26 protein-coding genes and 2 pseudogenes are annotated in these 26020 nt (G+C 47.9%); 16 read left to right on the top strand and 12 right to left on the bottom strand.

Annotation, left to right across the window (positions count from 1 at the left end; genetic code table 11):
* Positions 1 to 10: 10 nt before the first annotated feature.
* From trpB to ACJHYO_RS09680, 5 genes are all read left to right on the top strand, one after another.
* The gene (gene trpB / locus ACJHYO_RS09700) at positions 11 to 1204 is read left to right on the top strand and encodes a tryptophan synthase subunit beta (RefSeq protein ID WP_000209513.1); all 1194 of its coding nucleotides are present in this window, start codon (positions 11 to 13) and stop codon (positions 1202 to 1204) included.
* Positions 1204 to 2010 carry a tryptophan synthase subunit alpha gene (gene trpA / locus ACJHYO_RS09695; RefSeq protein ID WP_085446469.1) on the top strand — a complete coding sequence of 269 codons (807 nt, stop codon included), beginning with the start codon at positions 1204 to 1206 and terminating at the stop codon, positions 2008 to 2010. The genes trpB and trpA overlap by 1 nt, the downstream gene beginning before the upstream one ends.
* Positions 2011 to 2390: 380 nt before the next feature.
* Positions 2391 to 2570 carry a general stress protein gene (locus tag ACJHYO_RS09690; protein WP_050014665.1) on the top strand — a complete coding sequence of 60 codons (180 nt, stop codon included), beginning with the start codon at positions 2391 to 2393 and terminating at the stop codon, positions 2568 to 2570.
* Positions 2571 to 2655: 85 nt separating this feature from the next.
* Positions 2656 to 3156, top strand: a complete 501-nt coding sequence (locus ACJHYO_RS09685; protein WP_001591957.1) for a ferritin-like domain-containing protein — start codon at positions 2656 to 2658, stop codon at positions 3154 to 3156.
* A gap of 45 nt (positions 3157 to 3201) precedes the next feature.
* The gene (locus ACJHYO_RS09680) at positions 3202 to 3708 is read left to right on the top strand and encodes a ferritin-like domain-containing protein (RefSeq protein WP_001079492.1); all 507 of its coding nucleotides are present in this window, start codon (positions 3202 to 3204) and stop codon (positions 3706 to 3708) included.
* 58 nt (positions 3709 to 3766) lie between these two features.
* Here ACJHYO_RS09680 and ompW read toward each other — a convergent pair whose 3' ends face one another.
* Positions 3767 to 4405, bottom strand: coding sequence for an outer membrane protein OmpW (ompW, locus tag ACJHYO_RS09675; RefSeq protein WP_001298116.1), 639 nt, complete (start codon positions 4403 to 4405; stop codon positions 3767 to 3769).
* Positions 4406 to 4643: 238 nt separating this feature from the next.
* On the opposite strand from ompW, the pseudogene ACJHYO_RS09670 reads away from it, so the two are divergent.
* From ACJHYO_RS09670 to yciA, 4 genes and pseudogenes are all read left to right on the top strand, one after another.
* Positions 4644 to 4733, top strand: a pseudogene (locus tag ACJHYO_RS09670) (YkgJ family cysteine cluster protein); the annotation flags it as partial.
* 27 nt (positions 4734 to 4760) lie between these two features.
* Positions 4761 to 5504 carry a YciC family protein gene (locus tag ACJHYO_RS09665; protein WP_000028546.1) on the top strand — a complete coding sequence of 248 codons (744 nt, stop codon included), beginning with the start codon at positions 4761 to 4763 and terminating at the stop codon, positions 5502 to 5504.
* A gap of 29 nt (positions 5505 to 5533) precedes the next feature.
* Complete coding sequence (locus ACJHYO_RS09660; protein ID WP_000808672.1) at positions 5534 to 6073, top strand: septation protein A; 540 nt, start codon at positions 5534 to 5536, stop codon at positions 6071 to 6073.
* A gap of 105 nt (positions 6074 to 6178) precedes the next feature.
* Positions 6179 to 6577, top strand: a complete 399-nt coding sequence (gene yciA, locus ACJHYO_RS09655; protein ID WP_000108160.1) for an acyl-CoA thioester hydrolase YciA — start codon at positions 6179 to 6181, stop codon at positions 6575 to 6577.
* Between the two features lie 39 nt (positions 6578 to 6616).
* Here yciA and tonB read toward each other — a convergent pair whose 3' ends face one another.
* Positions 6617 to 7333, bottom strand: coding sequence for a TonB system transport protein TonB (tonB, locus tag ACJHYO_RS09650; RefSeq protein ID WP_033556094.1), 717 nt, complete (start codon positions 7331 to 7333; stop codon positions 6617 to 6619).
* A 223-nt stretch (positions 7334 to 7556) separates the two neighbouring features.
* Here tonB and ACJHYO_RS09645 point away from each other — a divergent pair, with 223 nt between their 5' ends.
* On the top strand, positions 7557 to 7853 hold the full coding sequence (locus ACJHYO_RS09645; protein WP_000967595.1) for a YciI family protein: 297 nt from the start codon (positions 7557 to 7559) through the stop codon (positions 7851 to 7853).
* Positions 7854 to 8152: 299 nt separating this feature from the next.
* Positions 8153 to 9406 carry a voltage-gated potassium channel protein gene (gene kch / locus ACJHYO_RS09640; protein WP_001313775.1) on the top strand — a complete coding sequence of 418 codons (1254 nt, stop codon included), beginning with the start codon at positions 8153 to 8155 and terminating at the stop codon, positions 9404 to 9406.
* A gap of 54 nt (positions 9407 to 9460) precedes the next feature.
* Here the strand turns inward: kch and ACJHYO_RS09635 are convergent, their stop codons facing one another.
* Complete coding sequence (locus ACJHYO_RS09635; RefSeq protein WP_001309467.1) at positions 9461 to 9634, bottom strand: YciY family protein; 174 nt, start codon at positions 9632 to 9634, stop codon at positions 9461 to 9463.
* 142 nt (positions 9635 to 9776) lie between these two features.
* On the opposite strand from ACJHYO_RS09635, the gene cls reads away from it, so the two are divergent.
* Together cls and ACJHYO_RS09625 are read left to right on the top strand one after the other, a co-directional pair.
* Positions 9777 to 11237 carry a cardiolipin synthase gene (gene cls, locus ACJHYO_RS09630; RefSeq protein ID WP_000214516.1) on the top strand — a complete coding sequence of 487 codons (1461 nt, stop codon included), beginning with the start codon at positions 9777 to 9779 and terminating at the stop codon, positions 11235 to 11237.
* A gap of 34 nt (positions 11238 to 11271) precedes the next feature.
* Positions 11272 to 11601, top strand: coding sequence for an HI1450 family dsDNA-mimic protein (locus ACJHYO_RS09625; RefSeq protein WP_000366959.1), 330 nt, complete (start codon positions 11272 to 11274; stop codon positions 11599 to 11601).
* Between the two features lie 52 nt (positions 11602 to 11653).
* Here the strand turns inward: ACJHYO_RS09625 and oppF are convergent, their stop codons facing one another.
* The 7 genes from oppF to ychE (ACJHYO_RS09590) all read right to left on the bottom strand — a co-directional run bounded on the left by oppF (position 11654) and on the right by ychE (ACJHYO_RS09590) (position 18709).
* Positions 11654 to 12658, bottom strand: coding sequence for a murein tripeptide/oligopeptide ABC transporter ATP-binding protein OppF (gene oppF / locus ACJHYO_RS09620; protein ID WP_000994905.1), 1005 nt, complete (start codon positions 12656 to 12658; stop codon positions 11654 to 11656).
* A complete protein-coding gene (gene oppD, locus ACJHYO_RS09615) occupies positions 12655 to 13668 on the bottom strand; it encodes a murein tripeptide/oligopeptide ABC transporter ATP-binding protein OppD (protein WP_000110954.1) in 1014 nt (337 codons plus the stop codon). The genes oppF and oppD overlap by 4 nt, the downstream gene beginning before the upstream one ends.
* An 11-nt stretch (positions 13669 to 13679) precedes the next feature.
* Entirely contained in the window at positions 13680 to 14588 is a 909-nt protein-coding gene (gene oppC / locus ACJHYO_RS09610; RefSeq protein ID WP_000979665.1) for an oligopeptide ABC transporter permease OppC, read from the bottom strand.
* Positions 14589 to 14602: 14 nt separating this feature from the next.
* Entirely contained in the window at positions 14603 to 15523 is a 921-nt protein-coding gene (gene oppB, locus ACJHYO_RS09605) for an oligopeptide ABC transporter permease OppB (RefSeq protein WP_000911112.1), read from the bottom strand.
* A gap of 85 nt (positions 15524 to 15608) precedes the next feature.
* Positions 15609 to 17240, bottom strand: coding sequence for an oligopeptide ABC transporter substrate-binding protein OppA (oppA, locus tag ACJHYO_RS09600; protein WP_001297114.1), 1632 nt, complete (start codon positions 17238 to 17240; stop codon positions 15609 to 15611).
* A gap of 737 nt (positions 17241 to 17977) precedes the next feature.
* Positions 17978 to 18625, bottom strand: coding sequence for an NAAT family transporter YchE (gene ychE / locus ACJHYO_RS09595; RefSeq protein WP_000616773.1), 648 nt, complete (start codon positions 18623 to 18625; stop codon positions 17978 to 17980).
* Between the two features lie 30 nt (positions 18626 to 18655).
* Positions 18656 to 18709, bottom strand: coding sequence for a hypothetical protein (ychE, locus tag ACJHYO_RS09590; RefSeq protein ID WP_212735952.1), 54 nt, complete (start codon positions 18707 to 18709; stop codon positions 18656 to 18658).
* 392 nt (positions 18710 to 19101) lie between these two features.
* Between ychE (ACJHYO_RS09590) and adhE the strand changes: the two genes are divergently transcribed.
* Together adhE and ACJHYO_RS09580 are read left to right on the top strand one after the other, a co-directional pair.
* Positions 19102 to 21777, top strand: coding sequence for a bifunctional acetaldehyde-CoA/alcohol dehydrogenase (gene adhE, locus ACJHYO_RS09585; RefSeq protein WP_000301660.1), 2676 nt, complete (start codon positions 19102 to 19104; stop codon positions 21775 to 21777).
* 125 nt (positions 21778 to 21902) lie between these two features.
* A pseudogene (locus tag ACJHYO_RS09580) lies at positions 21903 to 22950 on the top strand (IS4 family transposase).
* Between the two features lie 284 nt (positions 22951 to 23234).
* Here ACJHYO_RS09580 and tdk read toward each other — a convergent pair.
* Positions 23235 to 23852, bottom strand: coding sequence for a thymidine kinase (gene tdk, locus ACJHYO_RS09575; protein ID WP_001764447.1), 618 nt, complete (start codon positions 23850 to 23852; stop codon positions 23235 to 23237).
* Between the two features lie 603 nt (positions 23853 to 24455).
* Here tdk and hns point away from each other — a divergent pair.
* On the top strand, positions 24456 to 24869 hold the full coding sequence (hns, locus tag ACJHYO_RS09570) for a histone-like nucleoid-structuring protein H-NS (protein ID WP_001287378.1): 414 nt from the start codon (positions 24456 to 24458) through the stop codon (positions 24867 to 24869).
* A gap of 143 nt (positions 24870 to 25012) precedes the next feature.
* Here the strand turns inward: hns and galU are convergent, their stop codons facing one another.
* Positions 25013 to 25921, bottom strand: coding sequence for a UTP--glucose-1-phosphate uridylyltransferase GalU (galU, locus tag ACJHYO_RS09565; protein WP_000718995.1), 909 nt, complete (start codon positions 25919 to 25921; stop codon positions 25013 to 25015).
* Positions 25922 to 26020 lie beyond the last annotated feature (99 nt).

The raw sequence follows: 26020 nt of genomic DNA, 5'->3' as shown, positions 1-26020 counted from the left end.
GAAAGGAACAATGACAACATTACTTAACCCCTATTTTGGTGAGTTTGGCGGCATGTACGTGCCACAAATCCTGATGCCTGCTCTGCGCCAACTGGAAGAAGCTTTTGTCAGTGCGCAAAAAGATCCTGAATTTCAGGCTCAGTTCAACGACCTGCTGAAAAACTATGCCGGGCGTCCAACCGCGCTGACCAAATGCCAGAACATTACGGCTGGCACGAACACCACGCTGTATCTGAAGCGCGAAGATTTGCTGCACGGCGGCGCGCATAAAACTAACCAGGTGCTGGGCCAGGCTTTACTGGCGAAGCGGATGGGTAAAACTGAAATTATTGCCGAAACCGGAGCCGGTCAGCATGGCGTGGCGTCGGCCCTTGCCAGCGCCCTGCTCGGCCTGAAATGCCGGATTTATATGGGGGCCAAAGACGTTGAACGCCAGTCGCCTAACGTTTTTCGTATGCGTTTAATGGGTGCGGAAGTGATCCCGGTGCATAGCGGTTCCGCGACGCTGAAAGATGCCTGTAATGAGGCGCTACGCGACTGGTCCGGCAGTTATGAAACCGCGCACTATATGCTGGGCACCGCAGCTGGCCCACATCCTTATCCGACCATTGTCCGTGAGTTTCAGCGGATGATTGGCGAAGAAACCAAAGCACAGATTCTGGAAAGAGAAGGTCGCCTGCCGGATGCGGTTATCGCCTGTGTTGGCGGCGGTTCGAATGCCATCGGCATGTTTGCTGATTTCATCAACGAAACCGACGTCGGCCTGATTGGTGTGGAGCCTGGCGGTCACGGTATCGAAACTGGCGAGCACGGCGCACCGTTAAAACATGGCCGCGTGGGCATCTATTTCGGTATGAAAGCGCCGATGATGCAGACCGAAGACGGGCAGATTGAAGAATCTTACTCCATTTCTGCCGGACTGGATTTCCCGTCTGTCGGCCCACAACACGCGTATCTTAACAGCACTGGACGCGCTGATTACGTGTCAATTACCGATGATGAAGCACTGGAAGCCTTCAAAACGCTCTGCCTGCATGAAGGGATCATCCCGGCGCTGGAATCCTCCCACGCCCTGGCCCATGCGTTGAAAATGATGCGCGAAAACCCGGAAAAAGAGCAGCTACTGGTGGTTAACCTTTCCGGTCGCGGCGATAAAGACATCTTCACCGTTCACGATATTTTGAAAGCACGAGGGGAAATCTGATGGAACGCTACGAATCTCTGTTTGCCCAGTTGAAGGAGCGCAAAGAAGGCGCATTCGTTCCTTTCGTCACCCTCGGTGATCCGGGCATTGAGCAGTCGTTGAAAATTATCGATACGCTAATTGAAGCCGGTGCTGACGCGCTGGAGTTAGGCATCCCCTTCTCCGACCCACTGGCGGATGGCCCGACGATTCAAAACGCCACACTGCGTGCTTTTTCGGCGGGAGTAACCCCGGCGCAGTGCTTTGAGATGCTGGCACTCATTCGCCAGAAGCACCCGACCATTCCCATCGGCCTTTTGATGTATGCCAACCTGGTGTTTAACAAAGGCATTGATGAGTTTTATGCCGAGTGCGAGAAAGTCGGCGTCGATTCGGTGCTGGTTGCCGATGTGCCCGTGGAAGAGTCCGCGCCCTTCCGCCAGGCCGCGTTGCGTCATAATGTCGCACCTATCTTTATTTGCCCGCCGAATACCGACGATGATTTGCTGCGCCAGATAGCCTCTTACGGTCGTGGTTACACCTATTTGCTGTCGCGAGCGGGCGTGACCGGCGCAGAAAACCGCGCCGCGTTACCCCTCAATCATCTGGTTGCGAAGCTGAAAGAGTACAACGCTGCGCCTCCATTGCAGGGATTTGGTATTTCCGCCCCGGATCAGGTAAAAGCAGCGATTGATGCAGGAGCTGCGGGCGCGATTTCTGGTTCGGCCATCGTTAAAATCATCGAGCAACATATTAATGAGCCAGAGAAAATGCTGGCGGCACTGAAAGCTTTTGTACAACCGATGAAAGCGGCGACGCGCAGTTAATTCCACAGCCGCCAGTTCCGCTGGCGGCATTTTAACTTTCTTTAACGAAGCCGGAAAAATCCTAAATTCATTTGTTATTTATCTTTTTACCGTTTCGCTTACCCCTGTCGAACGTCAACTTACGTCTTTTTTCCGCCCAACAGTAATATAATCAAACAAATTAATCCCGCAACATAACACCAGTAAAATCAATAATTTTCTCTAAGTCACTTATTCCTCAGGCAATTGTTAATACATCCAGAACGTTCCTCAAAATATATTTTTCCACTTTCTTCTCGTTACGCTTAATTTGACTAATTCTCATTAACGACTAATTTTAATGAGTGTCGACACACAACACTCATATTAATGAAACAGTGCAACGCAACGGGAGAAATAACATGACCGAACATCGTGGTGGTTCAGGAAATTTCGCCGAAGACCGTGAGAAGGCATCCAACGCAGGCCGTAAAGGCGGTCAGCATAGCGGCGGTAATTTTAAAAATGATCCGCAACGCGCATCCGAAGCAGGTAAAAAAGGCGGTCAACAAAGCGGTGGTAATAAATCAGGAAAATCCTGATTCACCGTTAATTATTAATATCAGCTGATAAAGATAATTGCATCTGCGGGCCGTATGGCTCGCAGTGATTTCACTGGAGAAAAATATGAATATGAAGACCATTGAAGATGTATTTATTCACCTGCTTTCAGATACCTACAGCGCAGAAAAACAATTAACCCGGGCACTGGCAAAACTCGCAAGAGCAACATCAAACGAAAAATTAAGTCAGGCTTTTCATGCGCACCTCGAGGAAACACATGGACAGATTGAACGTATTGATCAAGTTGTGGAATCAGAATCGAATCTGAAAATTAAGCGCATGAAATGTGTGGCAATGGAAGGTCTTATTGAAGAAGCTAATGAGGTCATCGAAAATACCGAGAAAAACGAAGTGCGTGATGCCGCACTGATTGCCGCAGCACAGAAAGTCGAGCATTATGAGATTGCCAGTTACGGGACATTAGCGACGCTGGCTGAACAATTAGGTTATCGTAAAGCAGCGAAGCTTCTGAAAGAGACCCTGGAAGAAGAAAAGGCCACCGACATCAAATTGACTGATCTGGCCCTTAATAACGTAAATAAGAAAGCCGAAAATAAAGCCTGAAATATGAACTTTAACTTTTAGTCATTTTATAAAGAGGACATTTTCATGAATCGTATTGAACATTATCATGACTGGTTACGTGACGCCCACGCAATGGAAAAGCAAGCCGAATCTATGCTTGAGTCCATGGCCAGTCGTATAGATAATTATCCTGAACTACGCGCTCGTATTGAACAACATCTTAGTGAAACCAAAAACCAGATTGTTCAACTGGAAACTATTCTTGATCGTAATGACATTTCACGTTCAGTCATTAAAGATTCCATGAGTAAAATAGCTGCACTTGGGCAGTCAATCGGTGGTATATTCCCTTCTGATGAAATAGTCAAAGGCTCTATTAGCGGATATGTCTTCGAGCAATTTGAAATCGCCTGTTATACCTCACTCTTAGCAGCAGCAAAAAATGCCGGTGATACAGCCTCAATTCCGATTATCGAAGCGATTTTAAATGATGAAAAGCACATGGCCGACTGGCTAATTCAGCATATTCCGCAAACAACTGAGAAATTCTTAATTCGCTCTGAAACTGATGGCGTAGAAGCGAAGAAATAATACCCTTTATACCATGTCCTTATTGACCCCGTAATTACGGGGTCATTTTTGTGCGGAATTAAAAACGATATCCTGCTGAGAACATAAACACCCACGGATCGAGGCGTACGCTATCGTGTTGCTGTGCTCCGCCCAGTTTATAATTGGCAGTGGTATCAATATCCATGTACCAGACTGACATGTTAACCAACCAGTCACGGTTAATCAGATAATCAACCCCCACCTGCCCGGCAGCTCCCCAGGAGTCTTTCAGACTGAGATCGGAAAGCCCCGCCTCTTTGCCATGATCGTTAAATCCATTATCAAAGAAGGTGGTGTAGTTAATACCTGCACCAACGTAAGGACGGAATTTGCTGCTGGCATCACCAAAATACCACTGCGCCATCAGTGTTGGCGGCAGATGATGGACGGTTGCAATATCGCCGGTCGCCCGGGTGCCGATTTTATGGCGGAACGGCGTTGCTGCCAGTAATTCCACACCAATGTTGTCGGTCGCCATATAAGTAAACGTCAGGCCCAGTTGAGTGTTATTGGTCACGCTGAATCCACCCAAACTTCCTAACGTACCACCAGCACCTTCTGTTGGACGTACGGTTGCAGAACCTGCACGCATAAAAAATTCGCCGGCTTCATGTGCAAAGGCACTGCCAGAGAGAAGAGTTGCTACTGCCAAAGCCGCCACTGTTAACTTTTTCATATCCGCTCCGTCGTTATGGTTATAAAAACGTGACGAATATACCCACATTGGGGTAACAAATGATCCTACACAGATCACATTACATATGGTAATTCACCCTTTATTGATCTGGATTAATTTAGAAGTTGCATTGAAAATCCTGGTTAATGTGATTTAAATCAATTTTTATATATTTCGCTACGCAAATATTAACTCGCTCGCCACTTGCAGCGGTTTGCCCACGCCTGAAGGCCAGCAATTACCTCCGCTTTACAAAGATATGCTTTTCCATACAAGACCTGATGCTGCCACCCGGGGCTTAACCAGGGTACAATTGCCCGCTAATTAACACCTGCATAAAACTCAAGGAGAGTGCATGTCTATCACGGCGCAGTCCGTATACCGTGACACCGGAAATTTTTTCCGTAATCAATTTATGACCATTCTGTTGGTATCGTTGCTATGTGCGTTTATCACAGTGGTGTTAGGGCATGTTTTCTCACCCAGTGATGCACAGCTTGCGCAGCTCAATGACGGCGTACCCGTTAGCGGCAGTAGTGGGTTGTTCGACCTGGTTCAGAATATGTCACCGGAACAGCAACAAATTTTGCTGCAGGCTTCAGCGGCGTCCACTTTTTCAGGATTAATCGGTAACGCCATTCTCGCCGGGGGCGTAATATTAATTATCCAGCTGGTGTCTGCGGGTCAGAGAGTCAGTGCGCTGCGAGCTATTGGTGCCAGTGCGCCGATATTACCAAAGTTATTTATTCTGATTTTTCTGACTACCCTTTTAGTACAGATTGGCATCATGCTGGTGGTCGTTCCGGGAATTATCATGGCCATTTTACTGGCTCTGGCACCGGTGATGCTGGTACAGGACAAAATGGGCGTTTTTGCCTCGATGCGTAGCAGTATGCGGCTGACATGGGCGAATATGCGTCTGGTGGCACCCGCAGTACTGAGCTGGTTGCTGGCAAAAACACTGTTGCTGCTTTTTGCCTCTTCTTTTGCCGCATTAACCCCGGAAATTGGTGCCGTACTGGCGAACACCTTGAGCAACCTGATTTCAGCCGTATTGCTCATCTATCTGTTCCGCCTGTATATGTTGATTCGCCAATAACCTTAAGCATTTGATTACGGAATCGTAAAATGAAGCAGTTTCTTGATTTTTTACCGCTGGTTGTCTTTTTCGCGTTTTACAAGATTTATGACATCTATGCGGCTACTGCGGCGCTCATCGTCGCCACGGCGATTGTGCTTATATATAGCTGGGTTCGCTTTCGTAAGGTTGAGAAGATGGCCCTGATCACTTTTGTTCTGGTGGTCGTCTTCGGTGGCTTGACGCTGTTCTTCCACAATGATGAGTTTATTAAATGGAAGGTTACTGTCATTTATGCCCTGTTTGCGGGTGCCCTGTTAGTCAGCCAATGGGTGATGAAAAAGCCGCTAATTCAGCGGATGCTGGGTAAAGAACTCACCCTGCCGCAATCGGTATGGTCGAAGCTGAATCTGGCCTGGGCTGTTTTCTTTATCCTTTGCGGTCTGGCAAACATCTACATCGCATTCTGGCTGCCGCAAAATATTTGGGTCAACTTTAAAGTCTTTGGCCTGACCGCCCTTACCTTAATCTTCACATTGTTAAGCGGTATCTATATCTACCGCCACATGCCGCAGGAAGATAAATCCTAACCAGACTGCCAGTCCTTCAGGGGCTGGCGCTGTATCTCCTCTGTTCTCCTCAGGAAAATCATAGTAGCATCGCGCCTGTGATTTTCCTTTTAAGTCGGTTTTACCATGTCTACAACACATAACGTCCCTCAGGGCGATCTTGTTTTACGTACTTTAGCCATGCCCGCCGATACCAATGCCAATGGTGACATCTTTGGTGGTTGGTTAATGTCACAAATGGATATTGGCGGCGCTATTCTGGCGAAAGAAATTGCCCATGGTCGTGTAGTGACCGTGCGGGTTGAAGGAATGACTTTCTTACGGCCGGTTGCGGTCGGCGATGTGGTGTGCTGCTATGCACGCTGTGTCCAGAAAGGGACGACATCAGTCAGCATTAATATTGAAGTGTGGGTGAAAAAAGTGGCGTCTGAACCAATCGGGCAACGCTATAAAGCAACAGAAGCATTATTTAAGTATGTCGCGGTTGATCCCGAAGGAAAACCTCGCGCCTTACCCGTTGAGTAATAATCAAAAGCCTCCGGTCGGAGGCTTTTGACTTTATGCTTACTGAATTTCGGTAGTGCCGTTAATTTTAAACAGGATATTCACCACAATCCCACTGCCTGGCTTACCCGGCTCATAACGCCATCTGCGCATCGCATTTTTCACCTCACGCTCAAACATGTTTGCAGGCTTGGCTGAGAGGATTTGTACGTTATCCACGCGACCATCTGGCGTGACATCAAATTTAACTTTAACCTGCCCTTCAATGCGCAATGCCTGTGCTCGTGCCGGATACTGCGGCTGATTACGGCTTAATGCGCGTGGTCCTGAAGCCACACTGGTAACCGGCTTGCTGGTTGCAGCCGTTGCCGTACTTGATGTCGGGCGCGCGGGTGCCGTATTTTCAAACGGTGATGCCTGACGCGACTCTACGGGTTTGACATCGCGTTTTGGCTGCTCCACCTTTTTCACCGGCTTCGGTTTTGGCTTAGGTTTCGGCTTCGGCTTTTCAATGACCACCGGAGCTTCTTTTGGCGGTTCAGGGATCGGCTCAGGTTCCGGTTCTGGCTCTACCACCGGCTCCGGTGGTGGCTGAACGGCTTGTGGCGGTTCAAGATCAGCAGGCGCAACCATCGTGACAGAAATCGGCTGCGCAGGCGCAGGTAGTTCAATAACCTGATGTACCGAGGTATAGAGCAGACCCGCCACAACAGCACCATGAATGCAGACCGAAAGTAACGTCGGCCATGGGAAGCGGCGAGGTAAATCAAGGGTCATTGAAGTCATAATCATTTCAGTAGAAAAACCAGGCCCCGATTTTAAATGCAAATAGCAATCATATTCAATAAGGCAAGACGATCAGGATCAGTGAAAATGTCATTTTTGGCGTAATTGACCTTACTTTATGCATGGTCTTAACAAAGACATCATCTTTCCGTTGCAGATCTTCGCCCTTTCAAATAACGTACTTTACAACTTTCCCGAACAAGGAGTTGTGCCTGTGTTGTATGTTATTTACGCTCAAGACAAAGCTGATAGCCTCGAAAAACGCCTTTCCGTTCGTCCGGCACATTTAGCACGTTTACAGTTACTGCATGATGAAGGTCGTTTGTTGACCGCCGGTCCAATGCCAGCGGTAGACAGTAACGATCCAGGGGCTGCGGGATTTACTGGCTCAACCGTTATTGCTGAATTTGAGTCGCTGGAAGCAGCTCAGGCCTGGGCCGATGCTGACCCGTACGTGGCGGCAGGAGTCTATGAACACGTTTCAGTGAAACCATTTAAGAAAGTGTTCTGAATAGAAATTCAATATTTAAGGGCACGGTTTTTGCAACCGTGTTCTTGTTTGGCCTTTCCTTACAGGTCGGTCAGTGCATTCACCACCACAAGCAGATAATAACTTTATCTGTATTTCTTTATATGATGTGAACATATTCAGGAAAATGCCCTTTCCTGACGCAGAGTTGCTCACTCAAAACCTTTGATTACTGCGGATAAAGTCATCTACTATTGTTTAACACATTCACGCGCTGCATGTATGTTAAGAAAATGTGCACGTTGAGATAATTAAACAAAATTGTGGTTACAGAGGTATCAGTGAGTCACTGGACTACATTCAAACAAACAGCAACAAAGTTATGGGTGACCCTACGGCACGACATTCTCGCGCTGGCCGTCTTTTTAAATGGATTGCTTATTTTTAAAACAATCTATGGTATGTCGGTCAATTTGCTTGATATTTTCCATATCAAAGCATTTTCAGAGCTGGATCTCTCCTTGCTGGCAAACGCCCCACTATTTATGCTCGGCGTATTTCTTGTCCTGAACTCCATTGGCTTACTGTTCCGGGCAAAGCTCGCATGGGCAATCAGTATCATTTTGTTGTTGATAGCGCTAATTTACACTCTGCATTTTTATCCCTGGCTGAAATTTAGTATTGGATTTTGCATTTTTACGCTGGTGTTTTTGCTGATACTGCGCAAAGACTTCTCCCACAGTAGCGCAGCAGCCGGGACAATTTTCGCATTTATTAGTTTCACGACGTTACTGTTTTACTCCACTTACGGTGCGCTTTATTTAAGCGAAGGTTTTAATCCGCGAATAGAAAGTTTGATGACCGCGTTCTATTTTTCGATAGAAACCATGTCAACCGTCGGCTATGGCGATATTGTCCCTGTTTCTGAATCAGCACGATTGTTCACTATTTCGGTCATTATTTCCGGCATTACCGTTTTTGCCACATCTATGACCTCAATTTTTGGTCCGCTTATCCGCGGGGGATTCAACAAACTTGTAAAAGGAAACAATCATACAATGCATCGTAAAGATCATTTTATTGTTTGCGGACATTCGATTCTCGCCATCAATACGATTCTGCAACTGAATCAACGCGGACAAAACGTAACGGTTATCAGCAACTTGCCTGAAGATGATATCAAGCAACTTGAGCAACGCTTAGGCGATAACGCCGATGTTATCCCCGGTGACAGTAATGACAGTTCAGTGTTAAAGAAAGCGGGAATCGATCGTTGCCGGGCCATTCTGGCGCTGAGTGATAACGATGCAGATAACGCGTTTGTTGTACTCTCGGCAAAAGATATGAGCAGTGATGTCAAAACAGTTCTCGCCGTCAGTGATAGCAAAAACCTGAATAAGATTAAGATGGTACATCCGGATATCATTCTCTCACCACAACTGTTTGGCAGCGAAATTCTGGCGCGAGTTTTAAATGGTGAAGAGATTAATAATGATATGCTCGTTTCAATGTTGTTGAACTCCGGTCATGGCATTTTCAGCGATAACGATGAACAAGAAACGAAAGCTGACAGTAAAGAATCGGCGCAAAAATAGAGTTTAAAGACGGAAGAGTAAACTTATTGGGCACCGCAATGGTGCCCAGTACATTTAGATATTGTAGATCGCAAACAATAACGAGTTACGCTGTTTGTTTAGAATGCACTTCCTGATGCTGTGGATACGCATATTTCGGCGCGACTGCCCCTCAAGCCAACGCGATTTACGTCGGCTAGCCTGACGCTGCATGCGCCAGCGCCCCACTTCCGTTCTACTCCGCTTCATGTTAACTACTCTATGCAACAACAGAATGGTCATTATACCCCCGCCCCTGACGCTGACCAGTGCTTTTCCCGCGTTTTTATTTGCCAGATGAATCCATATGCGTAAACTCATAACAATGCGCTTTCAAAAGGATTTCTAATCTATGACAACCGTTTATACGTTGGTGAGTTGGTTGGCCATTCTGGGATACTGGTTGCTCATTGCAGGCGTAACTTTACGCATTCTAATGAAACGACGCGCAGTTCCCTCCGCGATGGCCTGGCTGTTGATTATTTACATTCTGCCGTTAGTCGGAATTATTGCCTATCTTGCCGTTGGCGAGCTCCATTTAGGCAAACGCCGCGCTGAGCGCGCCAGAGCGATGTGGCCTTCCACCGCAAAATGGCTTAACGACCTTAAAGCCTGTAAGCATATCTTCGCCGAAGAAAATAGCAGTGTCGCTGCGCCATTATTCAAGCTTTGCGAGCGTCGTCAGGGGATCGCTGGAGTCAAAGGGAATCAGCTACAACTGATGACCGAGTCAGATGATGTGATGCAGGCGTTAATCCGCGACATCCAGCTCGCGCGCCATAATATTGAGATGGTGTTTTATATCTGGCAGCCCGGCGGCATGGCTGACCAGGTGGCTGAATCATTAATGGCCGCTGCACGGCGTGGTATTCATTGCCGATTGATGCTCGACTCCGCCGGGAGTGTGGCTTTTTTCCGCAGCCCGTGGCCCGAGCTAATGCGTAATGCCGGTATTGAAGTTGTCGAAGCCTTAAAGGTCAATCTGATGCGTGTGTTTTTACGCCGTATGGACCTGCGCCAACATCGCAAGATGATCATGATCGATAATTACATCGCGTACACCGGCAGCATGAATATGGTCGACCCTCGCTACTTCAAACAAGATGCGGGCGTAGGGCAATGGATTGATCTGATGGCGCGTATGGAAGGCCCCATCGCCACCGCGATGGGGATTATTTATTCCTGCGACTGGGAGATTGAAACCGGGAAACGTATTCTGCCGCCGCCACCAGATGTCAATATTATGCCGTTTGAGCAGGCCAGCGGTCACACTATTCACACAATTGCTTCTGGCCCCGGCTTTCCGGAAGATCTCATTCACCAGGCATTATTGACTGCTGCTTATTCGGCTCGTGAATATTTGATCATGACAACGCCCTATTTTGTGCCAAGCGATGATTTACTTCATGCGATTTGCACGGCGGCGCAGCGCGGGGTGGATGTCAGTATTATCCTTCCGCGAAAAAATGACTCGATGCTGGTCGGCTGGGCCAGTCGCGCATTCTTTACGGAACTGCTGGCTGCTGGGGTTAAAATTTATCAGTTTGAAGGCGGGTTACTGCATACCAAGAGCGTGCTGGTCGATGGAGAACTAAGTCTGGTTGGCACCGTTAACCTTGATATGCGGAGTCTGTGGCTAAATTTCGAGATTACCCTGGCAATCGACGATAAAGGTTTTGGTGCAGACCTCGCCGCCGTTCAGGACGATTATATTTCGCGTTCTCGTCTGCTCGATGCCCGTTTATGGCTAAAACGTCCATTATGGCAACGTGTCGCCGAGCGACTGTTTTACTTCTTCAGCCCGTTGCTGTAAAACGTCGCCAACAGAGGTTAAACAGGTAGTGACTATGGATATGGATCTAAACAATCGCCTGACTGAAGATGAAACGCTTGAGCAGGCCTACGATATTTTTCTCGAACTGGCTGCCGACAATCTCGATCCAGCTGATGTTCTGCTGTTCAATCTTCAGTTTGAAGAGCGCGGCGGCGCGGAGTTATTCGATCCGGCGGAAGACTGGCAGGAACATGTTGATTTCGATTTGAACCCGGACTTTTTTGCCGAAGTGGTGATTGGTCTGGCGGACAGTGAAGATGGTGAAATCAACGATGTTTTCGCGCGCATTCTGTTATGCCGCGAAAAAGATCACAAACTTTGCCATATCATCTGGCGGGAATAAATAATCGCTTTTGGCGTGAATAAGGGCTGACAACTGTCAGCCCTTATTGCTTTTAAAGCGGATCGACTTTCAGGCAAGAAACGGCGTGTCTGAAACTCCCTTCCAGCACAGGACGTGTTTTGGCGCACTCCGGACCGGCAATCGGACAACGGGTACGGAAAACACAACCGGAAGGCGGGTTGATCGGCGACGGTAATTCCCCTTCCAGTAACTGGATGGTTTTGTTCTTCTCCAGATCCGGATCAGGTATGGGGACTGCCGACATCAATGCCCTGGTGTAAGGATGTAGCGGATTGTGGTAGACCTCATCATAGGTCCCCAGTTCTACCGCATGGCCGAGATACATCACCAGCACACGATCGGAAATATGTTTTACCACGGCCAGGTCGTGAGCGATAAAAATTAATGACAATCCCATCTCGCGTTGCAGCTGCTGGAGCAGGTTGACCACCTGCGCCTGAATTGACACGTCCAGCGCCGACACCGGCTCATCACAGATAATCAGCTTCGGTTCAAGAATAAGAGCACGAGCAATCCCGATACGCTGGCACTGCCCACCAGAGAACTCATGCGGATAGCGGTTAATCAGGTTAGGCAATAACCCGACTTTCAGCATCATCGCTTTCACGCGCTCGCGAACTTCCTGGCGTGACATTTTCGGATGATAAGTACGCAGTGGTTCAGCGATGATCTCGCCGATGGTCATACGCGGGTTCAGCGATGCCAACGGATCCTGGAAAATCATCTGAATATCACTGCGTACGGCACGCCATTCATCGGGCTTCATGCCCAGCAACTCTTTACCTAACCAGGCAACATGACCGTCGGTCGCCTTGACCAAACCAATGATGGCGCGAGCAAAGGTGGACTTACCGCATCCCGATTCCCCTACCACACCTAATGTTTCCCCTTCATACAGGCGAAGAGTTACACCATCGACGGCTTTGAGCGTTTTCGGCGGTTGCCAGAACCACTGTTTGCCATCTTTGATTTCAAAGTGCACTTTCAGATCGGCGATTTCGAGGAGGACTTTTCTTCCTTCGGTTACAGCATTCATAACAGTTCCTCCACCGGTTTAAAGCAAGCACGCAGACGGCCAGGCGTAAACTCTTCCAGCGGCGGTGCGCTACTACAAATTTCCATCGCATGCGGACAACGTGGCTGGAACGGGCAACCTTTCGGTAATCGCAGCAGGTTTGGCGGATTACCCGGAATAGTCAACATTGTTTCACCTTCCGCATCGAGACGCGGCACCGCGTTGAGCAAACCGATAGAATAAGGATGTACGGGTTGATAAAAGACATCGCGCGCGTTGCCATATTCCATCGTGCGCCCGGCGTACATTACCAGCACTTTGTCGCAGATCCCCGCCACCACGCCAAGATCGTGGGTAATCATAATGATGGCGGTATTAAATTCCCGCTTCAGTTCATTCAATAGCGTCATGATCTGCGCCTGTACGGTGACGTCCAGCGCAGTAGTGGGTTCATCCGCAATCAGCAGCTTAGGTCGACATAGCAATGCCATCGCAATCATGACTCGCTGACGCATGCCGCCAGAAAATTCGTGCGGGTACATTTTCATGCGTTTACGCGCTTCCGGCATTTTTACCGCATCGAGCATCCGCACCGATTCTTCAAACGCCTCAGCTTTGCTCATGTTCTTATGCAGCATCAGCACTTCCATCAACTGCTCACCGACGCGCATATAGGGATTCAACGAAGTCATTGGGTCCTGAAAAATCATTGAGATTTGTTCAGCTCGCAGTTTATTGAGTTCACGCTCTGGCAAATTGAGGATTTCACGCCCATTGAAGGTTGCCGATCCGCCAATACGTCCGTTGGCAGCCAACAGGCCCATCAACGCAAATGCGGTTTGCGATTTGCCCGAACCAGACTCACCTACGATGCCCAGCGTTTCTCCGGCACGTAGCGAAAAATTCAAATCATTGACCGCCGTGACGTCGCCATCCGGGGTACTAAAGGTGACACGCAAATCTTTCACGTTCAGCAGTGCGTCAGCCTGTTGTTGTGCGAGCGGCACAGTTGCAGTTTCAATTACGCTCATGGCTGCACTCCTTAACGATCTTTCGGGTCGAGGGCATCACGCAAGCCATCGCCGATAAAGTTGAAACAAAACAGCGTTACCACGAGGAATCCCGCAGGGAACAACAGTAACCATGGAGAGACTTCCATCGAGTTCGCGCCATCACTCAGCAATGCACCCCAGCTGCTTAACGGCTCTTGCGTACCTAATCCCAGGAAGCTAAGGAAAGATTCAAAGAGGATCATGCTGGGCACCAGAAGCGACGCATAGACCACCACCACACCGAGTACGTTCGGCACAATGTGGCGAATAACAATGCCCGGCGTCGATACACCGCCAACTTGTGCCGCCTCAATAAACTCTTTGCGCTTCAGACTCAGGGTTTGCCCACGCACAATACGAGCCATATCCAGCCAGGAAACCATGCCAATCGCCACGAAAATCAGCAGGATGTTTTGACCGAAAAAGGTCACCAGCAAAATGACGAAGAACATGAATGGGAAGGAGTTGAGGATTTCCAGCAGACGCATCATTACCGAATCCACTTTACCGCCCAGATAACCGGAAAGCGAACCATAAAGTGTCCCCACGACCACTGCCACCAGTGCCGCAGCAACACCGACCATGAGTGAGATACGCCCGCCAATCGCAACGCGCACAAGCAGGTCGCGACCGGATGAGTCAGTACCAAAGTAGTGACCGGACTCCATATCCGGGGCGCTGGACATCATCGCCCAGTCAGTATCGTCATAGGCAAACTGCGAAAGCATCGGTGCCAGAATTACAAATAACGCGATCAGCACCAGCACTACCAGACTGGCAACCGCCGCACGGTTATGCATAAAACGTCGACGTGCGTCCTGCCACAAGCTGCGCCCTTCGACCTCCAGCTTTTCACTGAAATTTTCCAGCGTCTCGCTGTTTTTCTTACTTAACATCATCGCGAGCTCCAGTATCAGTAACGGATTTTCGGGTCGATAACCGCATATAGCACATCGACAATGGCATTAAACAAAATGGTTAACGCGCCAACCAGAATGGTCAGACTTAACACTAAGGAATAGTCACGGTTCAATGCGCCATTAACGAACAATTGCCCAATCCCCGGTAAACCATAAATGGTTTCGATGACCATCGAACCGGTAATAATGCCGACAAATGCGGGCCCCATATAGGAGAGCACGGGTAACAGAGCAGGTTTTAATGCGTGGCGTAAAATGATCCGCCGCATAGGTAACCCTTTCGCCCGGGCAGTACGAATAAAGTTGGAGTGTAAAACCTCAATCATAGAGCCACGGGTAATACGCGCAATACTGGCGATATAGGCGAGTGATAACGCCACCATTGGCAATATCATGAATTTAAGCGCTCCACCATTCCAGCCACCGCCCGGCAGCCAATGCAAAATGATCGCAAATATCATGACTAATAATGGCGCAACCACAAAACTGGGGATAACAACCCCGGTCATTGCCAGCCCCATCACGGTATAGTCCCATTTGGTGTTTTGCTTTAATGCGGCAATAACGCCAGCACTAACACCCAGTATTACCGCAAGAAAAAATGCTGCGGCTCCCAGTTTGGCAGAAACGGGAAAACTGGATGCAACCAGGTCATTGACCGAATAATCTTTATATTTAAACGATGGACCGAAATCGCCATGCGCCAGTTGTTTCAGGTAGCTGAAATACTGTGTCATGATCGGATCATTAAGATGATATTTCGCTTCGATATTGGCCATCACTTCCGGTGGTAAAGTACGTTCGCCGGTAAAAGGACTGCCCGGAGCGAGGCGCATCATAAAGAACGAAATAGTAATAAGAATAAATAGCGTCGGAATCGCTTCCAGACAGCGACGTAGAATAAATTTTAACATTGCCCTACCTTCTGGCCTGTGCCTTCTGTAATGCGATAAAAATCAGACACCGTGGAGCAGGACACTCCTGCCCCACGTATTGCCATTAGTGCTTCACAATGTACATATTCCGGGTGTAGGTATTATCCAGCGGATCTTTGCCGGTATAGCCACCAACCCACGGTTTCACCAAACGCGCATTCACGTAGTAATAAACAGGAACAATGGCCGAATCCTTATCCAGCTGTTGTTCTGCTTTAGTGTACAGAGCTGTACGCTGCGCCTCGTCAGTCACTTTCAGCGTTTCCGCCATAATGCTGTCAAAGGCCGGGCTCTTATAATGCGCGGTATTCATTGAGCTATTCGACAGCATGGTGTTCAGGAAGGAAGTTGGTTCGTTGTAGTCTGCACACCAGCCTGCACGGGCCACATCAAAAGTGCCCTGGTGACGGGTGTCGAGGAACGTTTTCCACTCCTGGTTAACCAGTTTGACGTTTACACCAATGTTTTTCTTCCACAATGAAGAGGCAGCAATCGCCAGCTTTTTATGCAGATCGGAGGTGTTATACAACAGGTTGATGGTCAACGGTTTGTCTGCGGTATAACCCGCTTCAGCCAGCAGTTTTTTCGCTTCTTCGTTACGTTTTTCCTGGCTCCAGCCAAACCATTCCGGCTGAGTCAATTTTGCGCCATCAGTATATGGTGGAGTGTAACCATAGGCGGGCATGTCGCCCTGCGCTTTCACTTTATTAACAATGATATCGCGGTCCATACCCAATTTCAGTGCGGTACGCACACGCACGTCATTAAATGGCGGTTTCTGGTTGTTAATTTCGTAATAGTAAGTGCACAGGTATGGATCAACGTGAACTTCGTCCGGGATCTCTTTTTTCAGCTTCTGGAACAATTCGATCGGCATGTTGTTATAAGTCATGTCGATTTCACCACTACGGTAGCGGTTGACATCGGTAACTTCAGAAGCAATAGGCAAATAGGTTACCTGGTTAATAACGGTTTTCGCGTTGTTCCAGTAGGTCGGGCTGCGTTCAAGAACGATTCGTTCGTTTACGACCCAATCTTTTAAGGTATAGGCACCGTTGGTGACGATATTACCAGGCTGGGTCCATTTTTCGCCGAATTTCTCGATAGCGGCTTTTGGCACCGGTGAAGTTGATGGGTGAACAAGTAATTTATAGAAGTACGGAACAGGTTCACTTAAGGTGACTTCTAATGTGTGATCATCAATAGCTTTCACGCCGAGATCGGTAATCGGTTTTTTCCCTTCAAGAATTTCATCAATACCGGCGATATGCCCATATTGCAGATAACTGGCATACGGAGAAGCAGTGTTTGGATCAACAGAACGTTGCCAGCTATACACAAAGTCTTGTGCTGTAACTGGCGTGCCATCAGACCATTTCGCATCTTTACGCAAATGGAAGGTCCAGACTTTCGCGTCTTTATTATCCCATGATTCAGCGACGCCAGGTGCCGGATGACCGTCAAGATCGCTGACCAGTAAGCCTTCAAACAGGTCTCGGCTGATATTAGACTCCGGAACACCTTCAATTTTGTGCGGATCTAATGACTGAACTTCTGAACCATTGTTACGTACCAGCGTTTGTTTTTCCGCCAGTGTGACACCTGCGGGTACATCAGCTGCCAGCGCGACATTCCCTGCCATAAGCGCAGCCAAAACGCCAGCTGCTACTAAACTTCTCTTGGTGATGTTGGTCATTGTTTTTTGGACTCCCTCATTATAATTACTGGTATTAACCAGCATGTGTAATCCCGGATTGGGACCCTGCACAGGCTCGGAGACTTTCTGCTGTCAGGTTACTTTATCGTTACGTATTACTATCACCGACTTTATTTATTCTGGTGATTCAGACGATCACCTTATGTCGATTCGTACTGTGTCTCCCCTGTCGAGACACATTATTCTTTCGCGACGATCTTTAATTGTTAATTATTCTCATTACCAATAAAGAATCGCCTAGCGGTTGCCCGGAAAGTACCAAATGCGGTTCTTACTCGCCAATACATTTTGCAAAATTGTTAAGCAATTCTCTTTTATTGACCGTATCAGAATCTATAGCTTGCATCCATGCCTTAACAAACATCTTTCAATTCAATCAAATAGAGGTTGGTTAAGCATGTCTCTCTTTTCTGATTACAGTTCCAGTAGTGAAATGCACAATAATTTAACAATTGATTATTATTTAGCACTTTCCTCTACCAAAGGCAGTGGAATTACTAATATCATTTCAATTATTCTTCAGCAAGCCTAGGATTATGATGTGGCGAAAATAACATGATGGTGAGGAGAAGCAGTTAAGGAAATCCCTATAACTAACTGTAATTTGAGAAGAATATTTTTACCTATTCCTTTTGCTTTTGATAACTGCGCAGGAACAAAGTAAAAATAATGACGAAGTAAACGGAGCATGGCAGCTCCGTTTCATTTGAAAGGAATTAATTAAGCAGGCCGGGGAAAATCCCCTTAATACCAGTAACGATAAATTCAATCCCCAACGCCATCAGCAATAGCCCCATAATACGCGTAATCACGTTGATGCCGGTCTGGCGTAAAACTCGTACCAGCCACGGTGCCATGCGGAACAATCCCCAGCAACATAAAGCGAACAATGCAATAGCCACAAAGAAACCAAACAGATAGCTAATGCTGTGATAACGCGTACCCCAGACGATGGTAGAACTGATCGCCCCTGGCCCCGCCATCAACGGCAACGCCAATGGCACCACACCAATGCTTTCACGTACCGCGGTTTCTGATTTTTCTTGCTTGTTCTGTTTATCCTCACCAAGCTTGCCGCTGATCATCGACATCGCTATTGTCACCACCAGGATGCCACCGGCGATACGGAATGAATCAATTGATATACCAAAAAGTTGTAGAATCGTGTCGCCGAGAAAAAGCGAGATCCACAAGATAATGGCCACAGACAGGTTGGCTGTAAGGTTAGTTTTGTTTCGCGCTGCCGCTGTCTGATAACTGGTCATGCTGATAAAGACGGGAATAATCCCTACCGGGTTGACCAGCGCAAATAACCCGATGAAAAATTTGAAGTAAACGGGAAAATCAAAAAGGGTCTGAATCACGGTTAGCTCCGAAGCAAAAGCCGGATAATGTTAGCCATAAATAAGGTTGAAAAGACGCACTGACAATACGCCTTTTGACAGCATTTTTCACCTCCTAACTACTTAAAATTGCTATCATTCGTTATTGTTACCTAGTTGTGCAAAACATGCTAATGTAGCCAACAAATCATACTACAATTTATTAACTGTTAGCTATAATGGCGAAAAGCCATGCTGAAAGGTGTCAGCTTTGCAAAATTTTGATTTGGATCACGTAATCAGTACCCAGAAGTGAGTAATCTTGCTTACGCCACCTGGAAGTGACGCATTAGAGATAATAACTCTAATGTTTAAACTCTTTTAGTAAATCACAGTGAGTGTGAGCGCGAGTAAGCTTTTGATTTCCATCGGTTAAGCAAATCATCACCGCACTGACTATACTCTCGTATTCGAGCAGATGATTTACTAAAAAAGTTTAACATTATCAGGAGAGCATTATGGCTGTTACTAATGTCGCTGAACTTAACGCACTCGTAGAGCGTGTAAAAAAAGCCCAGCGTGAATATGCCAGTTTCACTCAAGAGCAAGTAGACAAAATCTTCCGCGCCGCCGCTCTGGCTGCTGCAGATGCTCGAATCCCACTCGCGAAAATGGCCGTTGCCGAATCCGGCATGGGTATCGTCGAAGATAAAGTGATCAAAAACCACTTTGCTTCTGAATATATTTACAACGCCTATAAAGATGAAAAAACCTGTGGTGTTCTGTCTGAAGACGACACTTTTGGTACCATCACTATCGCTGAACCCATCGGTATTATTTGCGGTATCGTTCCGACCACTAACCCGACTTCAACTGCTATCTTCAAATCGCTGATCAGCCTGAAGACCCGTAACGCCATTATCTTCTCCCCGCACCCGCGTGCAAAAGATGCAACCAACAAAGCGGCTGATATCGTTCTACAGGCTGCTATCGCTGCCGGTGCTCCGAAAGATCTGATCGGCTGGATCGATCAACCTTCTGTTGAGCTGTCTAACGCACTGATGCACCACCCAGACATCAACCTGATCCTCGCGACTGGTGGTCCGGGCATGGTTAAAGCCGCATACAGCTCCGGTAAACCAGCTATCGGCGTAGGCGCGGGCAACACTCCGGTTGTTATCGATGAAACTGCTGATATCAAACGTGCAGTTGCATCTGTACTGATGTCCAAAACCTTCGACAACGGTGTAATCTGTGCTTCTGAACAGTCTGTTGTTGTTGTTGACTCTGTTTATGACGCAGTACGTGAACGTTTCGCAACCCACGGCGGCTATCTGTTGCAGGGTAAAGAGCTGAAAGCTGTTCAGGACGTTATCCTGAAAAACGGTGCGCTGAACGCGGCTATCGTTGGTCAGCCAGCCTATAAAATTGCTGAACTGGCAGGCTTCTCTGTACCAGAAAACACCAAGATTCTGATCGGTGAAGTGACCGTTGTTGATGAAAGCGAACCGTTCGCACATGAAAAACTGTCCCCGACTCTGGCAATGTACCGTGCTAAAGATTTCGAAGACGCGGTAGAAAAAGCAGAGAAACTGGTTGCTATGGGCGGTATCGGTCATACCTCTTGCCTGTACACTGACCAGGATAACCAACCGGCTCGCGTTTCTTACTTCGGTCAGAAAATGAAAACGGCTCGTATCCTGATTAACACCCCGGCTTCTCAGGGTGGTATCGGTGACCTGTATAACTTCAAACTCGCACCTTCCCTGACTCTGGGTTGTGGTTCCTGGGGTGGTAACTCCATCTCTGAAAACGTTGGTCCGAAACACCTGATCAACAAGAAAACCGTTGCTAAGCGAGCTGAAAACATGTTGTGGCACAAACTTCCGAAATCTATCTACTTCCGCCGTGGCTCCCTGCCAATCGCGCTGGATGAAGTGATTACTGATGGCCACAAACGTGCGCTCATCGTGACTGACCGCTTCCTGTTCAACAATGGCTATGCTGATCAGATCACTTCCGTATTGAAAGCAGCAGGCGTTGAAACTGAAGTCTTCTTCGAAGTAGAAGCTGACCCGACCCTGAGCATCGTTCGTAAAGGTGCAGAACTGGCAAACTCCTTCAAACCAGACGTGATTATCGCGCTGGGTGGTGGTTCCCCGATGGACGCTGCGAAGATCATGTGGGTTATGTACGAACATCCGGAAACTCACTTCGAAGAACTGGCGCTGCGCTTTATGGATATCCGTAAACGTATCTACAAGTTCCCGAAAATGGGTGTGAAAGCGAAAATGATCGCTGTCACCACCACTTCTGGTACAGGTTCTGAAGTCACTCCGTTTGCGGTTGTAACTGACGACACTACTGGTCAGAAATATCCGCTGGCAGACTATGCACTGACCCCGGATATGGCGATTGTCGACGCCAACCTGGTTATGGACATGCCGAAGTCCCTGTGTGCTTTCGGTGGTCTGGACGCAGTAACTCACGCCATGGAAGCTTATGTTTCTGTACTGGCATCTGAGTTCTCTGATGGTCAGGCTCTGCAGGCACTGAAACTGCTGAAAGAATATCTGCCAGCGTCCTACCACGAAGGGTCTAAAAATCCGGTAGCGCGTGAACGTGTTCACAGTGCAGCGACTATCGCGGGTATCGCGTTTGCGAACGCCTTCCTGGGTGTATGTCACTCAATGGCGCACAAACTGGGTTCCCAGTTCCATATTCCGCACGGTCTGGCAAACGCCCTGCTGATTTGTAACGTTATTCGCTACAACGCGAATGACAACCCGACCAAGCAGACTGCATTCAGCCAGTATGACCGTCCGCAGGCTCGCCGTCGTTATGCTGAAATTGCTGACCACCTGGGTCTGAGCGCACCGGGCGACCGTACTGCAGCTAAGATCGAGAAACTGCTGGCATGGCTGGAAACGCTGAAAGCTGAACTGGGTATTCCGAAATCTATCCGTGAAGCTGGCGTTCAGGAAGCAGACTTCCTGGCGAACGTGGATAAACTGTCTGAAGATGCATTCGATGACCAGTGCACCGGCGCTAACCCGCGTTACCCGCTGATCTCCGAGCTGAAACAGATTCTGCTGGATACCTACTACGGTCGTGATTATGTAGAAGGCGAAACTGCAGCGAAGAAAGAAGCTGCTCCGGCTAAAGCTGAGAAAAAAGCGAAAAAATCCGCTTAATCAGTAGCGCTGTCTGGCAACATAAACGGCCCCAGAAGGGGTAATGCCAGTCAGTTAAGGATCAGTTGACCGATCCAGTGGCTGTGTAAGAATCCGGAAACGCTCACTCGTTTCCGGATTTTTTTATGCTCATTGGACAGGCCCTTGATTTGGTATCCCGTTACGATTCTCTGCGTAACCCACTGACTTCTCTGGGGGATTACCTCGCCCCCGAACTCATCTCTCGTTGCCTTGCCGAATCAGGTACTGTAACGCTACACAAGCGCCGTCTTCCCCTCGAAATGATGGTCTGGTGTATTGTTGGCATGGCGCTTGAGCGTAAAGAACCTCTTCACCAGATTGCGAATCGCCTGGACATCATGCTGCCGGGCAATCGCCCCTTCGTTGCCCCCAGTGCCGTTATTCAGACCCGCCAGCGTCTGGGAATTGAGGCTGTCCGCCGCGTGTTCACGAAAACAGCGCAGCTCTGGCATAACGCCACGCCGCATCCGCACTGGTGCGGCCTGACCCTGCTGGCCATCGATGGTGTGTTCTGGCGCACACCGGATACACCAGAGAACGATGCAGCCTTCCCCCGCCAGACACATGCCGGGAACTCGGCGCTCTACCCGCAGGTCAAAATGGTCTGCCAGATGGAACTGACCAGCCATCTGCTGACGACTGCAGCCTTCGGCACGATGAAGAACAGCGAAAATGAGCTTGCTGAGCAACTTATAGAACAAACCGGCGATAACACTCTGACGTTAATGGATAAAGGTTATTACTCACCAGGACTGTTAAATACCTGGAGCCTGGCGGGAGAACACCGCCACTGGATGATCCCTCTCAGAAAGGGAGCGCAATATGAAGAGATCAGAAAACTGGGTAAAGGCGATCATCTGGTGAAGCTGAACATCAGCCCGCAGGCACGAAAAAAGTGGCCGGGACTGGGAAATGAGGTGACAGCCCGCCTGCTGACCGTGACGCGCAAAGGAAAAGTCTGCCATCTGCTGACGTCGATGACGGACGCCATACGCTTCCCCGGGACGTATACCGGAGCTGATGCGCGATCTTGCAAGTATGGGACAACCAGTGAAATTACCGACAAGAAGGGAAAGGGCCTTCCCGAGAGTGGTAAAGGAGAGGCCCTGGAAATACCCCACAGCCCCGAAAAAGAGCCAGTCAGTTGCTTAACTGACTGGCATTACCCCTTCTGGGGCCGTTTTTTGTTTTCCCAAAACAACTTTTCCATAAACCGGCAGCATTGTCCTTCATCATATTTGCGACGATGTATAACGCCTACACACAGCGATATTGTACTTTACAGGTTACAAGCCAATGTCGGTGTATAAGCGCTCTGTGAGGCGTATAGCGGCGTTAAAAAACTGCCGAGAAGGGTGTATAGCCCGGAAGAAGTGCGTAAAACGAACTGACAGGATAAAAGCGCCCTGCTCACCCTGTCAGTAAAGAAATTCTTATTAATCGTGGCGATGCCTTTCCTGAATAGCCGTTAATGAGCCGACTTCTAACGCTTCTTTATAGTGTTTACGGCATACAGAAACGTAGCGTTCATTACCACCAATAACCACCTGCTCACCTTCGTTATAAGGTCTGCCTGCTTGATCAAGACGCAGCACCATGCTTGCTTTACGGCCACAAAAACAGATGGTTTTTAATTCAACCAGTTTGTCGGACCACGCCAGTAAGTATTGACTGCCAATAAATAATTCACCTCGAAAATCGGTACGTAAACCATAACAAAGTACGGGTATATCGAGTTGATCGACAACCTCCGATAATTCATATACTTGTTGTCTGGTTAAAAACTGGCATTCATCAACCAGTACGCAATGAATTGCCTGCTGTTCATGTTCCGCACGAATCTCACCAAATAATGATGAATTTTGGTTAAATAATTTTGCAGGCGATGACAAACCTATACGCGAACTGACTTTCCCGGCACCAAAGCGATCATCAATTTCTGCCGTATATACGACAGTGCGCATGCCGCGTTCCTGGTAATTGTATGAAGATTGCAACAATGCTGTAGACTTACCCGCATTCATTGCGGAATAGTAGAAATATAGCTGTGCCATCAGCCACAGGCCCTCAATGATATGAAATAAAGTTGGCTGGAGTTTATCATAATTCGTCAGTTTTTCAGCTCAACAGTATGCACAGAAGTGGTATATGCGTTCTCCCTTACGAAGCCTTGCATAATCCTTCTGAGCTATCATTACAACTGCCTCGCTTGTTATAAGCGGGTAAATGACTGCCGGTAACTATTCACAATCTTTAACCTGTTGCGCATGTAATAGCCCTCTGTTGACCTCCAGGAGATAGTGCAATACTAAGTCCCTGCTCTTATTGCGACTGTTCTACTTTTCATCATTCGCTTAATAGGGAATTCTCGTAAACACGACTAATACAGAAGACTGAAAGGTCGTCAGCCTACGATTATCTCCCCATAAAATGTGACATGAATCAGGAAGTTTTAACCTCACGTGCTGCGAAATCATCGGTGCAAATAGGGCTATATGCCGCGTCTTTTCTGGCTAATTTTATGAAAAGATATTTATTGGCGGCACAAAATAAAGAACAATTTTGAATTCCTTACATTCCTGGCTATTGCACAACTGAATTTAAGGCTCTATTATTACCTCAACAAACCACCCCAATATAAGTTTGAGATTACTACAATGAGCGAAGCACTTAAAATTCTGAACAACATCCGTACTCTTCGTGCGCAGGCAAGAGAATGTACACTTGAAACGCTGGAAGAAATGCTGGAAAAATTAGAAGTTGTTGTTAACGAACGTCGCGAAGAAGAAAGCGCGGCTGCTGCTGAAGTTGAAGAGCGCACTCGTAAACTGCAGCAATATCGCGAAATGCTGATCGCTGACGGTATTGACCCGAACGAACTGCTGAATAGCCTTGCTGCCGTTAAATCTGGCACCAAAGCTAAGCGTGCTCAGCGTCCGGCAAAATATAGCTACGTTGACGAAAACGGCGAAACTAAAACCTGGACTGGCCAGGGCCGTACTCCAGCTGTAATCAAAAAAGCAATGGATGAGCAAGGTAAATCCCTCGACGATTTCCTGATCAAGCAATAATCTTTTGTAGATTGCACATGCTAAAAATCCCGCCATCGGCGGGATTTTTTATTGTCCGGTTTAAGACAATATAATAAGAATAAGCTATAAAAAAACGGCGTCGATTGCTCAACACCGTTTCGTGGAAAACACCGATACGGATGTTACTTCTTAATGCCCATCTCTTCTTCAAGCCAGGCTTTAAATTCCGTGCCAAGGGTGTTATGACGAATACCGTATTCAACGAAGGCCTGCATGTAACCTAATTTATTACCGCAGTCATGGCTCTTCCCTTTCATATGATAGGCTTCAACCGTTTCTTTTTCGATCAGCATATCAATTGCGTCGGTGAGCTGAATTTCATCACCAGCTCCAGGAGGGGTTTTTGCCAGCAACGGCCAAATATCCGCGCTAAGTACGTAACGACCCACAATAGCGAGATTAGACGGCGCAACATCCGCTTTTGGTTTTTCAACCACGCCAACCATCGGTACGCTTTCACCCGGCGCTAATTCAACGCCTTTGCAATCCACAACGCCATATGCGGTCACATCAGCAACCGGTTCAACCATGATCTGGCTATGACCCGTTTCATCAAAGCGGCGGATCATCTCTGCCAGGTTATCCTGTGATAAATCGGATTCATATTCATCCAGAATAACGTCAGGCAAAATAACAGCTACCGGTTCATCACCCACTACCGGGTGAGCACACAATACCGCGTGTCCCAGGCCTTTCGCCAGCCCCTGACGAACTTGCATAATAGTCACGTGCGGCGGACAAATAGACTGCACTTCATCAAGCAGTTGACGTTTTACACGTTTTTCCAGCATTGCTTCCAGTTCAAAACTGGTATCAAAGTGGTTTTCAATAGAGTTTTTAGATGAGTGAGTAACCAGCACAATTTCAGTAATGCCAGCCGCAATACATTCATTCACGACGTATTGAATTAATGGCTTATCGACAAGTGGCAGCATCTCTTTCGGGATGGCTTTCGTCGCCGGCAACATCCTGGTTCCTAATCCCGCTACGGGGATAACGGCTTTTTTGACTTTCGTATTAATGGCAGCCATTTAAATTCTCCTGGACTGTTCGTGTTTTGAACGTGTTCATATTTCTGTATCGCATCCCAGTATATCAGCACCCCGAAGGGGCTAAGTTCTGAAAAGGAG

This window comes from Escherichia sp. WS1118, assembly GCF_046487695.1.
GTDB lineage: Bacteria > Pseudomonadota > Gammaproteobacteria > Enterobacterales > Enterobacteriaceae > Escherichia > Escherichia coli.
The sequence above is the reverse complement of the archived record's forward strand: the minus strand, read 5'-3'. Positions and strand labels throughout refer to the sequence as shown.

Coding starts and splice junctions, on each gene's coding strand:
- trpB (WP_000209513.1), top strand. CDS start 11: ATGACAACATTACTTAACCCCTATTTTGGTGAGTTTGGCGGCATGTAC.
- trpA (WP_085446469.1), top strand. CDS start 1,204: ATGGAACGCTACGAATCTCTGTTTGCCCAGTTGAAGGAGCGCAAAGAA.
- ACJHYO_RS09690 (WP_050014665.1), top strand. CDS start 2,391: ATGACCGAACATCGTGGTGGTTCAGGAAATTTCGCCGAAGACCGTGAG.
- ACJHYO_RS09685 (WP_001591957.1), top strand. CDS start 2,656: ATGAATATGAAGACCATTGAAGATGTATTTATTCACCTGCTTTCAGAT.
- ACJHYO_RS09680 (WP_001079492.1), top strand. CDS start 3,202: ATGAATCGTATTGAACATTATCATGACTGGTTACGTGACGCCCACGCA.
- ompW (WP_001298116.1), bottom strand. CDS start 4,405: ATGAAAAAGTTAACAGTGGCGGCTTTGGCAGTAGCAACTCTTCTCTCT.
- ACJHYO_RS09665 (WP_000028546.1), top strand. CDS start 4,761: ATGTCTATCACGGCGCAGTCCGTATACCGTGACACCGGAAATTTTTTC.
- ACJHYO_RS09660 (WP_000808672.1), top strand. CDS start 5,534: ATGAAGCAGTTTCTTGATTTTTTACCGCTGGTTGTCTTTTTCGCGTTT.
- yciA (WP_000108160.1), top strand. CDS start 6,179: ATGTCTACAACACATAACGTCCCTCAGGGCGATCTTGTTTTACGTACT.
- tonB (WP_033556094.1), bottom strand. CDS start 7,333: ATGACCCTTGATTTACCTCGCCGCTTCCCATGGCCGACGTTACTTTCG.
- ACJHYO_RS09635 (WP_001309467.1), bottom strand. CDS start 9,634: ATGAAGCGGAGTAGAACGGAAGTGGGGCGCTGGCGCATGCAGCGTCAG.
- cls (WP_000214516.1), top strand. CDS start 9,777: ATGACAACCGTTTATACGTTGGTGAGTTGGTTGGCCATTCTGGGATAC.
- ACJHYO_RS09625 (WP_000366959.1), top strand. CDS start 11,272: ATGGATATGGATCTAAACAATCGCCTGACTGAAGATGAAACGCTTGAG.
- oppF (WP_000994905.1), bottom strand. CDS start 12,658: ATGAATGCTGTAACCGAAGGAAGAAAAGTCCTCCTCGAAATCGCCGAT.
- oppD (WP_000110954.1), bottom strand. CDS start 13,668: ATGAGCGTAATTGAAACTGCAACTGTGCCGCTCGCACAACAACAGGCT.
- oppC (WP_000979665.1), bottom strand. CDS start 14,588: ATGATGTTAAGTAAGAAAAACAGCGAGACGCTGGAAAATTTCAGTGAA.
- oppB (WP_000911112.1), bottom strand. CDS start 15,523: ATGTTAAAATTTATTCTACGTCGCTGTCTGGAAGCGATTCCGACGCTA.
- oppA (WP_001297114.1), bottom strand. CDS start 17,240: ATGACCAACATCACCAAGAGAAGTTTAGTAGCAGCTGGCGTTTTGGCT.
- adhE (WP_000301660.1), top strand. CDS start 19,102: ATGGCTGTTACTAATGTCGCTGAACTTAACGCACTCGTAGAGCGTGTA.
- tdk (WP_001764447.1), bottom strand. CDS start 23,852: ATGGCACAGCTATATTTCTACTATTCCGCAATGAATGCGGGTAAGTCT.
- hns (WP_001287378.1), top strand. CDS start 24,456: ATGAGCGAAGCACTTAAAATTCTGAACAACATCCGTACTCTTCGTGCG.
- galU (WP_000718995.1), bottom strand. CDS start 25,921: ATGGCTGCCATTAATACGAAAGTCAAAAAAGCCGTTATCCCCGTAGCG.